The organism is Kitasatospora sp. NPDC058048 (genome assembly GCF_042885555.1).
Classification (GTDB): domain Bacteria; phylum Actinomycetota; class Actinomycetes; order Streptomycetales; family Streptomycetaceae; genus Kitasatospora; species Kitasatospora lactacystinica.
Genome location: NZ_JBHVRT010000080.1, coordinates 1 through 14,321, shown reverse-complemented (window position 1 = coordinate 14,321; position 14,321 = coordinate 1). Strand labels below are relative to the sequence as shown.

Annotated in this window: 11 protein-coding genes; 7 read left to right on the top strand and 4 right to left on the bottom strand. The window is 70.9% G+C overall.

The window, feature by feature from the left end; genetic code table 11:
- The 5 genes from ACFVVA_RS41440 to ACFVVA_RS41420 all read left to right on the top strand — a co-directional run.
- A partial coding sequence (locus ACFVVA_RS41440) for a hypothetical protein (protein ID WP_387695881.1) occupies positions 1-192 on the top strand: 192 nt, incomplete at its 5' end.
- Positions 189-353: a hypothetical protein gene (locus tag ACFVVA_RS41435; protein WP_387695880.1), complete on the top strand. Its 165-nt coding sequence runs from the start codon at positions 189-191 to the stop codon at positions 351-353. The genes ACFVVA_RS41440 and ACFVVA_RS41435, both read left to right, overlap by 4 nt.
- Before the next feature lie 65 nt (positions 354-418).
- Positions 419-691, top strand: coding sequence for a hypothetical protein (locus tag ACFVVA_RS41430; RefSeq protein WP_359913165.1), 273 nt, complete (start codon positions 419-421; stop codon positions 689-691).
- A 349-nt stretch (positions 692-1,040) separates the two neighbouring features.
- The gene (locus tag ACFVVA_RS41425; RefSeq protein WP_387695878.1) at positions 1,041-2,615 is read left to right on the top strand and encodes a hypothetical protein; all 1,575 of its coding nucleotides are present in this window, start codon (positions 1,041-1,043) and stop codon (positions 2,613-2,615) included.
- A 6-nt stretch (positions 2,616-2,621) separates the two neighbouring features.
- Positions 2,622-5,756 carry an SNF2-related protein gene (locus ACFVVA_RS41420; protein ID WP_387695877.1) on the top strand — a complete coding sequence of 1,045 codons (3,135 nt, stop codon included), beginning with the start codon at positions 2,622-2,624 and terminating at the stop codon, positions 5,754-5,756.
- A 14-nt stretch (positions 5,757-5,770) separates the two neighbouring features.
- Here the strand turns inward: ACFVVA_RS41420 and ACFVVA_RS41415 are convergent, their stop codons facing one another.
- Both ACFVVA_RS41415 and ACFVVA_RS41410 read right to left on the bottom strand, forming a co-directional pair.
- Complete coding sequence (locus ACFVVA_RS41415; RefSeq protein ID WP_387695876.1) at positions 5,771-6,148, bottom strand: hypothetical protein; 378 nt, start codon at positions 6,146-6,148, stop codon at positions 5,771-5,773.
- A gap of 64 nt (positions 6,149-6,212) precedes the next feature.
- Positions 6,213-6,416 carry a hypothetical protein gene (locus ACFVVA_RS41410; protein WP_387695875.1) on the bottom strand — a complete coding sequence of 68 codons (204 nt, stop codon included), beginning with the start codon at positions 6,414-6,416 and terminating at the stop codon, positions 6,213-6,215.
- A gap of 422 nt (positions 6,417-6,838) precedes the next feature.
- On the opposite strand from ACFVVA_RS41410, the gene ACFVVA_RS41405 reads away from it, so the two are divergent.
- Positions 6,839-7,411 carry a hypothetical protein gene (locus tag ACFVVA_RS41405; RefSeq protein ID WP_387695874.1) on the top strand — a complete coding sequence of 191 codons (573 nt, stop codon included), beginning with the start codon at positions 6,839-6,841 and terminating at the stop codon, positions 7,409-7,411.
- A 264-nt stretch (positions 7,412-7,675) separates the two neighbouring features.
- Here ACFVVA_RS41405 and ACFVVA_RS41400 read toward each other — a convergent pair whose 3' ends face one another.
- Positions 7,676-9,319 carry a hypothetical protein gene (locus ACFVVA_RS41400; RefSeq protein WP_387695873.1) on the bottom strand — a complete coding sequence of 548 codons (1,644 nt, stop codon included), beginning with the start codon at positions 9,317-9,319 and terminating at the stop codon, positions 7,676-7,678.
- A 190-nt stretch (positions 9,320-9,509) separates the two neighbouring features.
- Between ACFVVA_RS41400 and ACFVVA_RS41395 the strand changes: the two genes are divergently transcribed.
- Entirely contained in the window at positions 9,510-10,982 is a 1,473-nt protein-coding gene (locus ACFVVA_RS41395) for a serine/threonine-protein kinase (protein WP_387695871.1), read from the top strand.
- A 133-nt stretch (positions 10,983-11,115) separates the two neighbouring features.
- Here ACFVVA_RS41395 and ACFVVA_RS41390 read toward each other — a convergent pair whose 3' ends face one another.
- Positions 11,116-13,635, bottom strand: coding sequence for a Helicase associated domain protein (locus tag ACFVVA_RS41390; RefSeq protein WP_387695870.1), 2,520 nt, complete (start codon positions 13,633-13,635; stop codon positions 11,116-11,118).
- Between the last annotated feature and the right edge of the window lie 686 nt (positions 13,636-14,321).

Sequence of the window (14,321 nt, the reverse complement as noted above, 5' to 3'; positions counted from 1 at the left end):
GAGATCCGCCTCGGCGGCCGGTGGCGGCCCGGCCGGATCGAGAGCTGGCGCCTGCACCAGGGCTCCACCGCCTGGGTCGCCCTGGTCCGCTGGGGTGCCGGCTTCGACGACTGGGGCTGGTACCTTCACCACCCCGACACCATCCGCCAGACCCCACAACCCACCGACCCCGACGGCCCGGCGAGCTGGTGAACACCGGCAACGACAGCCAGGCCGCCGCCACCGACCTCGCCGACTGGATCACCGAACTCCTCCGCGACGAGACCCGAACGCCGGAGACCAGCCCCGGTGCCGCCGACCACGACCAGGACGACGAGGGCTGGGACGCCCGGGTCGAACTGGCCTGCTGGTGACCCCGGCACCTCCCGGATTCGCCCGCGCGGTGTCGGTGTCGGTGCCGGCTGGGAGGCTGCATGGCATGGACGACGAGGCACTGCTGCGGGGCCGGGTCTACGGCGCCGACCACGACGACCCCGACCCCGGCCCGCGACCGGGGCACGTGTACCGCGAGCTCGTCGGCGGCCCGCTCGACGGCCTGCTCCTGGACGTCACCGGCTGGGACACCGACCAGCTCGCCGACGGCGCCGCGCTGGCCACCGAGATCGGCCGCTACGGCGCCGGCGGCCGCGCCCACTACGAACCCCGCCCCGCTGACCCGGCCCGCTGGGACTGGGCGGGCGACACGCCCTGACGCCGCGAGCTGCCGCCCGGTGCCAGCGACCACGGTGCCGCCGCACCGGTTCCTTCTCCGTCCTGCCGGCCTGCGCTCCGGTACCGGCGGTGCCGACCCGGTGTCAGGGGCGGGATCAGCGTCATTCCGAACGTGCCATATTCCTGAGCCGGAGCGTGCGGCGGTAGCCGCGTCACCCGGCTACGGATCGAGCACCGGCTGGAATGCTGGGTGGCATGGACTATGACGCGCTGCTGTTGCAGGGCCGGGCCCGGGTGCAGCGCTCCGTTCAAGAACGGCAGGGCTGGCCAGCGCGGAAAGCGGGGGGCTAGCGTGTAGGGCAGGGGCGATTCTCGGCCCTGGGGTTGTCGTGGAAGGCAATACAACCGTCACCTTCGAGGAACTGATCAATCGCGCGCGTGCCGGGGCGATCGATATCGCCGGCTTCCAGCGGCTTTTCATGGTCCGGGACGCGACGCTGGTGGCCTCGTTGTTCGAGTCACTGGCTCACGAGCCGGTGGTCGAGATCGGGCCGCTGTTCCTGTGGCGGCCGGACCCGAAGGACCGCCCGGCCCGCGGCAGGTACGAGAACGTGCGGCAGGCCGAGTTCCTGGTGATCGACGGGCAGAAGCGGCTGACCGCGTTGCTGGCGGGGCTGGGCGAGCGGCCGCCGTGGTGGGACGAGACCAGGTGGCAGCGCGTCGGCGGTCCCGGCCTGGAGATCGGCCTGGCGTTCTTCTCCTCGGGCGATCGACTGGAGTTCGTGCCGATGAAGGACAGCGCGGTGCCGCTGGTCCCGCTGAGGGTCCTGCTGGCCGCTCACAACGGAGGCAACCTGCTGCGCGTCCTGACCAGGGAGGACGTCCACGGCCCGCAGGACTTCCTTCAGCCTGTGGTGCAGCTACTCGACCGGCTGCTGAACGCCTCGATCCTCCTGGCGTGGGTCCACGGCGATGTGCGGGACGCGTTCGAGGCGTTCCGCCGGCGCAACGCCATCGGATTCACCACACTGCTGCCCCGGGCACAGATCGACCTGTGCCAGCTCTCGCTCCGGGCTCCGAACATCGTGGACGGCATCGATGCGCTCATGCTGGACATGGCCGAGCAGGGACTCGCCGGCGTCTTCACCCTGTCCGCCGTGAACGAGCTGATCCAGCGGGGCCTGCCCCCCACGGCAAGGCGTCGACACATCGACCGGGCCCGTGAGGAAGACATCGTCGCTGCGGTGGCTGACGCGGACCACGGGGCCCGGCTGCTGGCCGAGTACGTGCGGGAACGAGGCGTCATCACCCGCGAGTTCGTCGTCCAGGCCTCGGCGTTCCAGGTCCTGGCCCACCTGTTCGTCCAGTTCAACAACGCCGCACAGGACGACTTCGCCAGTCGATGGCTGGCCCAAGCCCAGGCCCAGGACCTGTTTGTCATGAACGACAACCACGCGCGCAGCGCCATCGCCGCCCTGAACGAAGCCGACACCTACGCCCAGGCCCAGAATTCGCTGTCCGACCTGCTGCGGCACCCGCCCGTCACCGCGTGGCCGACCGAGCGGCTGCACCGCCGGGACCGCCGCCACTTCGGCTCCTCTGGCCTGCTGTACGCGATGGCGCAGGCCGCCGGAACCGAGGGCCGGGTACGAGACCTGGCCCACCCCGACCGGGTCTTCCCCGCGACCGAGATGCACCTGGCCCCGCTCTGGCCCCAGCACCGGGACCACTTCGCCACCTACATCCTCGCCGGCGCGGACACCGCCGCCGTCCTGCACCGCCACGGCGGATGGAACCGGGCGGCACTGGACGACCTCGGCTGCGGCGACGACGTCCTGGCCACCCAGTTCATCCCGGTGCCCTCCCGCATCGACCCCGCCCAACCCGCCGAGACCATGATCAAGAGCCGTGCGCAGCAGATCGCCGCGTTCCTCAGCCGCTTCCTGGCCGCCACGGCACGGTGACCCGCAGTGGACACCCCCCGGCGATCACCGGACGAACTGCCCGACCTGCTGGTTAACCACCTTCCCGGCCGCACCGTGGCCAGCGACCTGGCCACCTGGCTCACCTCGTCCACTGCCAGTGTCCGCCGGCTGACCGTCGTCACCAGCTTCGTCAGCCTCTCCGGCCTGCTCACCGTCGTCGGCCCGCTGCGCCGTCTGGTCGCCCGCGGGGTAGGCGTCCGGCTGCTGATCGGCACCGAACAGCGCGAACAAGCCGAGATCATCTGGCCGGACGACCCGCTGCCCTACCCGCAACCCACGCCCGAACTACGCCGCCAGGACCTTCTCCTGCACGCCAGCGTGAACGGCGCCAACCTCACCGGCGAGCGCGCCCTGTGCCTGGGCGACCTCGCCGACCTCCTGTCCGACCCACGCGTGGAGTGTCGCCGCTACGAGGCCGACTTCCTCCACGCCAAACTCGTCGTCCGCCACGGCGACATCGTCAGCGCGGTCATCGGCTCCTCGAACTGGACCGCCCCGGGCCTGCGCCGCAGCATCGAGATCAACGCGAAGCTGCCCCAGGGAACCTCCCTCCAAGCCGCGACCGTCGCCGACCGCCTCTGGGACCGAGCCCAGCCCTACGACCTAGCGGCGGCGATCACCCCCCTGTTCGCCGCCCACCCGATCGAACTGGTCTACCTCCAGATGCTCTTGCACCGGTACGGCGAGCAAGTCAATGCACCACCCAGCCCGCTGCACCTGGAGCCCTACCAGCGTGACGGCCTTGCCCAGCTCCTGACGATCTGCCGTCGGCACGGCGGAGCGCTGCTCGCCGACACCGTCGGGCTGGGCAAGACCTACATCGCCGGCGAGTGCATCAGCCACGCTGCGGCCAACCGCGCCCAGGACCCCTTCCTGCCCCGCGGCCCCGTCCTCGTCGTCACCCCGGCCGCGGTCAAGGAGACCTGGCTTGACCACCTCGGGCGCTGGGGACTCAACCCCGACGTCGTGACCTACAACCAGCTGACCAGCACCTACGACGCCATCCAGGCCGGCACGGCCGCCTGGCGCGACTACGGCCTGATCGTCTGCGACGAGGCCCACGCCTTGCGCAACCCCCGACGCAAACGCAACGAGGCACTGCGCTCCCTGCTCGCCGCCGCCAAGACCCGCCCGTGGCTCATCCTGCTGACCGCGACCCCGGTCAACAACGACACCGGCGACCTGTGGGAACTGCTCGTCCTCGCCGACGCCGACCTCGAACCCGGCTGGAAGCCGACCCGTACCTTCTCCCCGGCCCGCACCCGCCGCCTGCCGCCTGCCAGCCGACCGCTCAGCGCCGCCCTGCGCAACCTGCTCGACCTCACCCCCCTCGAACTCCACCACCTCCACCGCGAACTCGACCACCGCCTCGTCCGCCGTGACTGGCACTTCATCGAACACGCCTACCACGACACCCTGCACGGCATTACCCGCCCCGTCCTGTACACCCACGCCGTGCGCTACCACCTCACCGGAGCGCAACAGGGCCTGCTGACCCTCCTGGTCGACGCCCTGATCGGCGACTCCCACCTCGACCGCAGCGACCGCCGCGCCCTGCGCCGCCTGCGCGGCCCAACCCCCACCCCGGCATCCAGACCCCTCTCGATGGCCGCCTACAACCTGGACCGCTATCTCCTTGTCCCCACCTGGCGGATGGAGACCTCCATCGCCGGCCTGATCCGCGCCATGGTCCTCAAACGCTTCGAATCCTCCCTCGCGGCTCTCGCCTCCACCACAGGCGTGATGGAACGGCGCTGCCGACGCACACTCGCCGACCTAGAACACGGCGGCGTCCAAATCCCCGGCAAGCGGCTGACCGCCGAGATCCGTGCCGGCCTGACCGAACCCGACGAGACCACCGACCCCGACAGCCTCCTCACTCTCATCACCGCCCAAGGCCACGACCTGGTCCACGTGTCAGCCGGGGACCTCGACACCACCGCGCTGCGCACCGACCTGCAAGCCGATGCCGCGTTGCTGGGCCGGATCGCCCGCACGGCCCGCGACCTCATCCCCACCGACCCCAAACGCGACAGCATCTTGCGCTGTCTCCACGAGAGCGCGGCCGACCCCCACAGCCCCAAGGTCGTGGTGTTCTCCAGCTCCCGCGTCACTATCAACGACCTCGCCCACTGGCTCATCCCGAGAATCGACACCGACCCCAAACTGGCCGCCTACCGTGGCCGCACCGCGGTCGTCGGAGCGGACAAACCACTCTCCCGACAAGGCCTCGCCAAGATCCTCAGCCGCTTCTGCCCCCGCACTGCGGCCCTCGGACCCACCCGAGCCGGCCGACCCGCACCCCGCGACGACTACGACCTGCTGCTGTGTACTGACGTACTCTCCGAGGGCATCAACCTCCAGGAAGCCGCCTACTGCATCAACTACGACCTCACCTGGAACCCCGAGCGCATGGGCCAGCGAGCCGGCCGCCTCCAACGTCTCGGCTCCTCCCACCTCACCGTCACCTGCTGGACTGTCCTGCCCGACCACGGCATCGATCTCGTCCTGCACATCATGGATCTCATCCTCGACAAAGCCCGGATCGCCGCTGCACTTGTCGGCATCGACGACCGCCTCTTCCCCGGTTGCCCCCGCCAACCACGCACCTTCACCCGCCTGCTGCGCCAGATCCGGGGCGACGACGAGAGCCCCTACCGGCCCGTCTTCACCGACCAGGCACGGGCTTGGCTCGGCAACGCGCTACGTTCGCTGGCCGCCGACCGCATCCGCGCTGGTGGCACACCAAGCGCCGTCCACCCGGACCGGACCAGGCCGCGCGGTGTCCTGTACTGCTTCACGCATCAGCCGACGCCGGAGAACCCGCACACGGCCGCGTTCGCCCGCATCACCGAGACCGGCCACGGACCCGCCTGCAGCACGGACACCGCCAGGTGTCTGGAGGAGGCCAGCGTCGACCCCACCACCTGGATGGCCAACCCCACCGTGATCGCCCCGAACCCCATCCGCGCACCTGAGAACAACCTGGTCTTCCGCCACCTTGACCAGGCCCGCCGGCACGCCGCGGAACAGACCGGCATCCCCCCGAGCGCAGCCCTCGACGCCCTGCGCCTGACCAACTGGATCGTCTACCCCGGTCCGACGTCCACGGGGACATGACTGGAAGATCCCGGTCAGGTAGCCACCAGCGGTGGGGTTCTGGGGACCGTCGGGGGCGACGAAGCGGGCGCCGACGTTGTCGTTCGGGTTGAGGTAGACCAGCGTGGTGAACCACGGCGCAGCCGCCTTGGGGGCGCGGCGGCGCAGCAGTAGAGGATGCGGTGGGCGGGGCGGGTGTCCAGCTCCCTGTAGAGCAGGATGTCGCGGAACGGCCAGGGCAGGGACTGCTGGAGCACGCACACCCAGGCGCGGGCCCACTCCAGCGTGGCGTCCAGCTCTTCGGGCACGTCGCCCTGGTCGTCCTCGTCGTCGTCTTCCCGGTGAAGGCTGGCCACCTCGTAGGCGTAGGTGTCTAGGTTCCGCAGATGCAGCTGGCGGTCGCCGATCGTCACCGCGGACACTGGACGGGCCGGTCCGCGCCCGAACCCCAGAGCAGGCGACGGACCGGCCCCGGCGTCAGCGCCAGGTCACCTCGACGTGCTGCAGCAAGAACACGAGCGCGGCGACGAACATCGCGGAGCCGGCGTTCGACAGCATTGAGCCGAGCATCCGGCCGGGATCGCGCCAGGCCGGCCGCTCTGGCCGCGCCGTCTGGGAGTGCTGGTTCGTCCTGCCGGCGCGCGGCGCAGGGTGTCGCCGCCGTGAAGAGCGCGTGGTCATGATGGTTCCCCTCCGAGTCGTGAGCGGTGAACGGACGCAGCCGCGTACGACGGGTTGCCGGTACGCGGTGCCCGGGCAGGGCCGAGGGTCCGTGGTGCTGGACGGTAGGGGAGCCAGCGTGCCGGTCAAGTCCTCTCCGGGGGCAAAGTCCAACGGTGCGGGTACGGCGAAAGCAGTGGGCTATACACCATCCTGGCGGCCGGTCAACCCTCGACAACCTGCGGGAACCGGGTCCCGAGGAGCAACGGTGGTCTCCGCCCTGCTCGCGGGGCGGAGACCACCGGGTCGGGACGAGTAGGGGAAGCGGCTACCGGTCCGGGGCCGTCGCGGAGGGCGCGCCGGCCTCGCCGCCGGTCTCGACGGCGGCGACGACGCGCCGGTGGTACTCGGCGAGGGTCTCGCCGTCGGGCAGGGGAGCGGGGGTGCCGGTGAGGGTGTACCACTCGTCGCGCCACCTGGCCGCCGCCGAGCACGAGGACCTGCGTACCCGGCCGGGCCGCGTCTTCCTCCCGCCCGGCGGCGAGCCCTGGCGCCGCAGGCGGCGCACCGCCGCGACCACGGCGCCGGTCCGTAGGGGCCCGCTGGTGCTGGACCTGCCGGGGGTCCTGCCCGGCACCCTCGCCTGGATCCGCCCCGCTCCCTATCTCGCCGAGGTCCTCGGCCTGGCCGCAGGCCTCCTCGACACCCCGCCGGACACCGCCACCCAGGCCGTCCTCTACCCCTTGCCCGCCTGGGCCCTCAAAGCCCTACGCGACGTCGCCGCCGCGCTGCGGTCGACGCTGCTGCCGCTCGGGGAGGATCTGGGCCACCCGACGGTCCGGACGCCGGCCGAGATGGCGGCGGACCTCGAGTCGCTGCTCGTGGTGCTGGAACTCGACGGCCCGGCGGTGCGCGAGGCGGCAGCCGATCTGATGCTGGGCCGGCGCCGCAAGGGCCGCCGGACGGCGCTTGCCGAGGTTCACGCGCAGTGGGCGCGCCTCGGAGTGCCGCTCTAGTGCCACTGCCCGGCCGGCCTCGGCTCGCCCCCGCCGGCCTCGGCTCGCCCCCGCCTGGCCGCCTCCGTCCGGCTTGTCCCCTCCGCCCCGGCCTGACGCGGCGCGTCCGGGCGGACCGACGCTGCGCCGCAGGCACCGTCACGACACCACCCCGCCTACCAACCGACGCCCAAGGCCTCCAACTGCCCGGTGCGGGGCCGGGTCTACGTGCGGTGGCCGATGTCCGGGGTCTCCCGCTTTGGGGAACCCCGGACATCGTGAGCCCTACCAGCCGTGCTGGAGGATGATCCGCTCCTCGTCGAGGCGCGTGCGGAGGGCTTCGTCGGCGTCGGGCAGGGGGCGCTGCAGCCGTTCGCAGACGGCACGGTGGATCGCGAGTGCCTCCTGGCCGCCAGCAGAGGCCAGGACGACCGACCACAGTGGCCGGTCGGCGGGGGGCCCGCTCTCAGCGATCACGAGGACCTCGACCCTCGCCGGGTGGCCGAGCTGCCGCAGGCGCTTGGTACCGGTCCGGTCGGCAATGGACTCCCAGGTGCGGGTCTCCCCTTCCCGGGCCGCCTTCTTCAGCGCCCCGAGCAAGGGCTTGGCGAGCTCGGCGTACTCGGCGGCCACCTTCGGTGTCTCGCGCCGCCGAGGCACGGCCGGGGCGGCGCCCCTCGTCCTCAGCTGGGCGGCCTCCAGCTCGGCCAGGGCCTGCTCCTGGCGCCGGCGGAGCTCGGCCCGCTGCTGCTGGAGCGCTTCCTTCTCCTGCTGCTCGGCCAGGATCCGCTGCCGCCGCGCGTCCGCGAGGCGCTGCTCAGCTTCGGCACGGTACTGATCGCTCAGTTCGGCCACCAGCGTGCGGTCCTCTTCCGAGGCGCCGGGATCCGAGGTCAGCTGCTGGGCCTCCTTCAGGAGCTCCCGGGAAAGCGTGCCGGGCTCGGTCCGGCGCAGCTGGTTCATCACCTCGGTGCGGCGGCGGGTCTGCAGGGTGAGCCGCCGTCGGCCGGCGGCCAGGGCCTCGCCCAGGTTCCGGTCGTCTTCCAGACTCTGGTCCTGGGTGAGCAATTCCTCGATCGTGGCCAGGGCGTCGCGGAGCCGCTCCGGACCGGCCCAGTTGAGGTCCCGGACGGCGGCCTGGACCGCCTCGTGGTTGCGGGCGGCGGTAGCCGCCGCGGTGTCGGAGCGGGCCACCGTGACGATCGACCGCCGCTCACCCGCGCGCTCCGGCGACGCGGGGCCGCCGGTGGCGGTCTGCTCGGCCGGGGACGTCTCGGAGCGGGTAGCCGGGGCGAAGCCCTGCGCGGTGAGGATGAGGGCGCGCAGGTCGGACCAGTCGGTCCGGTCGGGCCTCTGGGTGCCGATGATCAGCGGTCGGCGGCCGTCCCGCTCGCTCTCGTAACGGATGCGGTGGACGTAGCCGCGGGCGGCGAGGCGGTCTGGGGGGATCAGCACGCCGGTGCCGAGGAGGAACTCGGTGACCTGGGCATCGTCCCAGTTCACGGGCTGGGTCCGGTCGAGGTGGACCAAGAGGCGGCGGCCGTCGGCGAGGTCGGAGACGACAGCGGAGCCCCGGGGCTCGGGGAAGCCGAAGGTGACGGCCATGTCCTGCGCCTTCAGCCAGGCCGCGAGGTCGGCCTTCATGAAGAGGTGGTCCGCGCTGTCCTTGCCACGGGCCAGGCGCCCGCACTGGACGCCGTGCTCGTCGCCGGCAGAGGGGTAGTGCGCGAAGTGGCAGATCTTGTCATCGCAGCGGCGGGTCATCAGCTGGCGGCCGCAGCCGCCCGGGAGGTTCAGGCCGCACCACCAGGTGGTGCCCGTGTTCTCCAGCCGGAAGAGGTCCAGCTCCTGCGGGTCTTCGGGGCAGATCGCCGGTTCATCGGAGTCCGGGAATCCGACAACCGCGGTCTGGATAAGGCGTCTGTCCATTCTGCTCCCAATGGGCCGAAAGGGTTACCTGCGCAACATTGTGCTCCTGCCCACCGACACCACGGCCCCTTCCGGGCACGGATCGGCCGGTGGCCGACCGCGAGGGTGGGGCCAGTGTCGGGGCGCTGCGGCATGATGGGTCGTCGGACGCGCACGCGTCCACTGAGCGACGTATCAGGCGAGGCGGGGCGTGGCGCAACAAGTGGTTCTGGGCCAGCGATGGGAACTCGGCGCACAGATTGGGGAGGGCGGGTTTGGGAAGGTCTTCGAGGCCCGCTCCGAGGACGGCCAGCAGGCTGTGGTGAAGCTTATCGACAAGGAACCAGGCCACGAGCGAGAGCTCCAGTTCCCGAAGGCGGGAGCCCGCAACGTCGTCCCAGTCATTGACCAAGGCGAGCACGAGGACCAGTGGGCGATCGTCATGCCGCAGGCGGACAAGTCGCTGAAGCAGCACCTGGCCGAATCCGGCGGCACGCTCCCACTCGACGAGGTCGTCCAGGTCCTGCGCGACGTCGCTGCGGCCTTGGCTGACCTGGACGGTGACGTCGTGCACCGGGACCTCAAGCCCGCCAACATCCTGCTTCTCGATGGCATTTGGTGCCTCGCAGACTTTGGGATGGCCCGGGTCGCCGATGCCGAGACGGCCCCCCACACCTGGAAATTCGGCGGGACCACGCCCTACATGGCCCCCGAACGCTGGCGGATGCAGCGGGCGACCATCGCCTCCGACATCTACTCCCTCGGTGTCATCGCCCACGAACTGATCTTGGGCACCTGGCCATTCACTGGCCCGTACGACTCAGACTTCCAGCACCAGCACCTGCACGAAGACCCGCCCGCGAGGCCCGGCGTCCCGGCCGCCTTGGACGCCTTGGTCGAGGAGTGCCTCAACAAGTCACCGAATGACCGGCCGAACCCCGGCAACCTGGTAGTCCGACTGGAGAAGATCCAGCAGGTTCCGCGTACCGGCGGACTGGCCGCACTGGCGGCGGCCCACCGTGACGAGGCTGCTCGCAGGGCCGAAGCCGCCCGGCGACAGTCGCAACACCAGAGCGAGCTCGAACAGCGCAAAGACCAGTTCCGGGCAGCGAAGAACAAGCTGACCCGGATCTCCCAGACGGTCTTGGACGCGGTCATGGAGGCTGCTCCGTCAGCCCGGCTCGACAACGGCGCCCAAGGCGGGTGGGCAGTGACACTGAACCGCGGTCGGCTCAAGATGTCCGCCGCATACGAGGCCGATCTCGGAATATGGAGACAGGGCACGACACCGAGGTTCGACGTCATTGCCTACGCCACGATCTCCCTTGAGTGCGACGCCAACTATCGGGGCTACCAGGGTCGCAACCACTCGCTCTGGTACTGCGACGCCCAGACCGAGGGCGAGTACCACTGGTACGAGACGGCGTTCATGACGAACCCAATCGTGATCCAGATGATGCCGGCGATCGAGCCGTACGCCCTCATCCCGGGTCCGGAAGCCCGCGCCGCGCTGGGGTCAGGTATGGACGTGCGTCAAGTGGCATGGCCCTTCGAGGCGGTGGACATCACCGACCTCGACGTCTTTATCGACAGGTGGACCCAAGGGCTGGCCAACGCCGCAGCTGGACAGCTGAACTATCCCAGCACCATGCCAGAGCGCCCAACAACAGGGACCTGGCGGTAGCCGAGAAGCACAAGCCCGACCCGCTCAAGCCCCACCACCAGAACCCTAGGAGGCCGTCACCCGCAGGTGACGGCCTCCTAGCATTTCTCGGGGCCCGGCAGCCCCGACCCGTCGACTCCGGCAGTGCCGACCCCTACCAGCCAACCCCGAGGGCCTCCAGCTGCCCGAGCTGCTCTGCGGTGAGCTTGTCCCGGCGGGCGCGCTGGTTGTTCAGCCAGGACCCGAGGGACACCCCGTTCTCCTTGTGGGTGCGCGGCACCCGGACGTGCCCCTCGCGTTCGACGAAGGCCGCCAGCGCCGCCAGGCCGGCGCCGAACCGGTCGGCGCGCGAGACCTTCGGCTTCGCCGCGGCTGCCGCCCGCGCGGCGGCGAGCTCCTGGTCCTCCTCGATGCCGAGCGCCGCCAGCAGGTCCTGCTGCTCCTGGTCGAGCTCGGCCCACCCGGCCCGCTGCGCCCGCACCCACCGGCCGAGCGCCTCGCCCTCGAACTCTGTCTCCACCGGCAGCTGCGCCCAGTCGACCCGGCCGTCCGACTCCAGCCACCACTGCCGGGCCACCGCGTAGGAGCGCTGCCAGACGATCGGCCACTGCGGGCACCACCACGGGTCGATCTCCTCCAGCGCCGCCCGCCGCTCCGCATCCAGCGCCCCCGGCTCGCCCTCGGGCACCTCGGCCGCCGCCCGAAGGCCGGCGAGCCAGGCCCCGATCGCGTACCCGCCGACCGCCGCCCGCGCCGGCGCCGCCAACGAGCCGCCGTGCTCCGCCGCCCAGACCCGCGCCCAGTCCAGCCCGGCGTCGAAGCGTGCGTCGGAGACGGACCAGATCATGCCGAGTTGCTCCAGCATGTCGACCCGGTGGCGCGCCAATTCACCATTCGCGAATTCCACCCGGCGCTGTGCCAGCCATTCTCCGAGCCGGAAATTCTCGTTCTCACCGACCCGCGTGGACCACGGAACATCCAGTCCGCCGGTCTCCTCGTACCACCGTCGTGCGTGCCCGAGCCCCTCGCGCCAGAGCTGATTCTCACCCGTCAGCACGCGAGTCGAGATGAACAGCGCCAGCACGTCCGAGCCGACCGGCGTCTGGAACCGCACCGGCAGCGAGAACGACGGCGAACCCTCACTCACACCCGGCGCCACCTGCGCCTCAGCGCTGCGCCCGGTGGTCCGCTTGCCGGACTTCTGCGGCACGGCCAGGGACTCGACCACCCGCGCGTCGTGCGACCGGATCGCACTGAGGATCTTGACGAGCGGCGAATAGGAATCCGACTCCAGAATGTCCCCGGGCTCCTCGCCGGGCTTGAGGAAAACCGGCACGATCAGGCTGGCTGTCTTCCCCTCGTCCGGCTTCATGCGCAGGGCCCGGCCGATGGCTTGGACGATATCCACCATGCTGCCCCGGCCCTGGAGAAGCACCGCGTCCGCATTCGGAATATCGACGCCTTCGCCGAGCACCTTGCAGTTCGACAGGACGGCATGTTCCAGTCCCTCGTCCTCCTCGGCGGTTCCGAAGTCCCGGATGGTCTCCTTGCGGAAATCCACCTCGTGCTCACCGGAAAGCCACTGCGCCCAGAACTCCTCCGGGTACTTCGCCGGGTTCTCGGCGTGCAGCCGGTCAACGGCCTGGTTCAGCGTCTCCGAGAAATACCTGGCCTCGATCGTCCGGTTGTGGAACGTGATGACCCGCCTCAGCCTCCGCTCCACGATCGTCTTGGCCAGCCCGGCCTGGATGGCCGCGATCCGCTCGGCCGGCACCTGGTCGTCCTCGCCGTCCTCGGCCTCACCCACCCCCGGCCCCCACGGCACCGGCTGCCGCTCCGCCGCCGCCCGGTCCGCGCCCGGGTCCCGCAGCTCCAGCACCACCACCTCGAACGGCGCCAACAGCTTGCGGTCGATCGCCTCCGCCAGCCCCAGGGACACCACCTGACGCCCGTAGACCTGCTGATCGTCCATCGACACCGCCAACTCCTCCGGAAGCGGCTGGTGCGCCCCCTCACGCTGCCGCGCGCGGGCCTTCGGCGGCGCCCAGATCCGCGGCGTCGCTGTCATGTAGAGCCGCCGCAGCGCCGGGATGCGGTCGTTGTCGTGGACGACCGTCCAGGTCTTCTCCGCGTGGCCGGAGGAGCGGTGCGCCTCGTCGCAGACCATCAGGTCCAGCGGCGGCAGCGCCTGGCCGCGCTCGGCGTAGTACTCGTAGGCGTCCTCGACGGCCCCCACCGAGGCGTAGGTGGCGAACAGGGTCAGCGGCCGGCGCCTGCGGGCGGCCTGCTCGATCCACCACCCGATCTGCCGCCCGCCGGTGCTCGCATGGACGCCGAACGGCAGCTCGCCCACGGCCAGCGAGCACACCGCGTGCATCTCCCCGGCCCGCCCACCCCGGCGCCACTCCCGGATCATCTGCACCAGCAGGTCCAGCGTGGGCACCACGACCAGGACCACGCCGCGGGGCGCCAGCCGCTGCCCGGCCGCCGCCCCCACGAACGACTTGCCCGAGCCCGTGGCCATCTGCGCGGTCACCCGCAGCCCCGCCGGCGCACTCTGCCCCGGACGCAGCGTCAGGCCCCGCACGATCGCCTCCAGCGCCTCCACCTGGTGGTGGCGAAGCGTGATCTCCTCGGGCCCCTGATCCTCCGCCAGGAAAGTCTCCACGCTCACAGAAATGTTCTCCCTCGAATGCCCCCAGGCCGGACCCGGGATCTGACAAGAACTGCTGACAGTGCGTTTCTGATACATTCACCGGCCGGGCCGAGAGGCCAGAAAGGACGGGAATCAAAATCAATGTGCGGGCGGATTGCGGTAGCCTATCAGTCAGCCCGGAGAAAAACCGGGAAACCCCGGAACTGTCGAGGGCGGACCCCGCATCCGGCAAGGTTTCCTGACAGAGGCCAACTGATACACTGGTCACCGTTGCTCACCCTCCGAGGGTAGCGCACCCCAACCTCACCCGGGGCCGAAATATTGGCCTGGACCACGGTCTAGACCAACCTGAGAGAAGCGAAGCCGACCCGCACACGCCCCCCTCGGGGCCACCCTCCCCCAGTCAGCCCGTCGTGAGTTCAGCCAAAATCCCAGTTCAACCATGTGAACGGGCATCAGCCCACCGGCGCCATGGAGCGAAGCGGAGTGGTGCCGGCCAAGGCGCGAAGCGCCGGGCCCACCCGGGCGAAGCCCGGGTGCGGACACGCGGAGCGGGTCCGCCGCCTGACCGAAGGTCAGGCGCGAACGGAGGGCCAAAGGCCCGTAGGGACCCTGTGTCTGGATCCCGAAAGCCGTGAAGCCGAGCTGGTCCTCGCCGTGGCGGTCGCCGGGCAGGGCCTTGAACGATCTGACCCACTCGGCGT

Coding starts and splice junctions, on each gene's coding strand:
- ACFVVA_RS41400 (WP_387695873.1), bottom strand. CDS start 9,319: ATGGACAGACGCCTTATCCAGACCGCGGTTGTCGGATTCCCGGACTCC.
- ACFVVA_RS41410 (WP_387695875.1), bottom strand. CDS start 6,416: ATGACCACGCGCTCTTCACGGCGGCGACACCCTGCGCCGCGCGCCGGC.
- ACFVVA_RS41430 (WP_359913165.1), top strand. CDS start 419: ATGGACGACGAGGCACTGCTGCGGGGCCGGGTCTACGGCGCCGACCAC.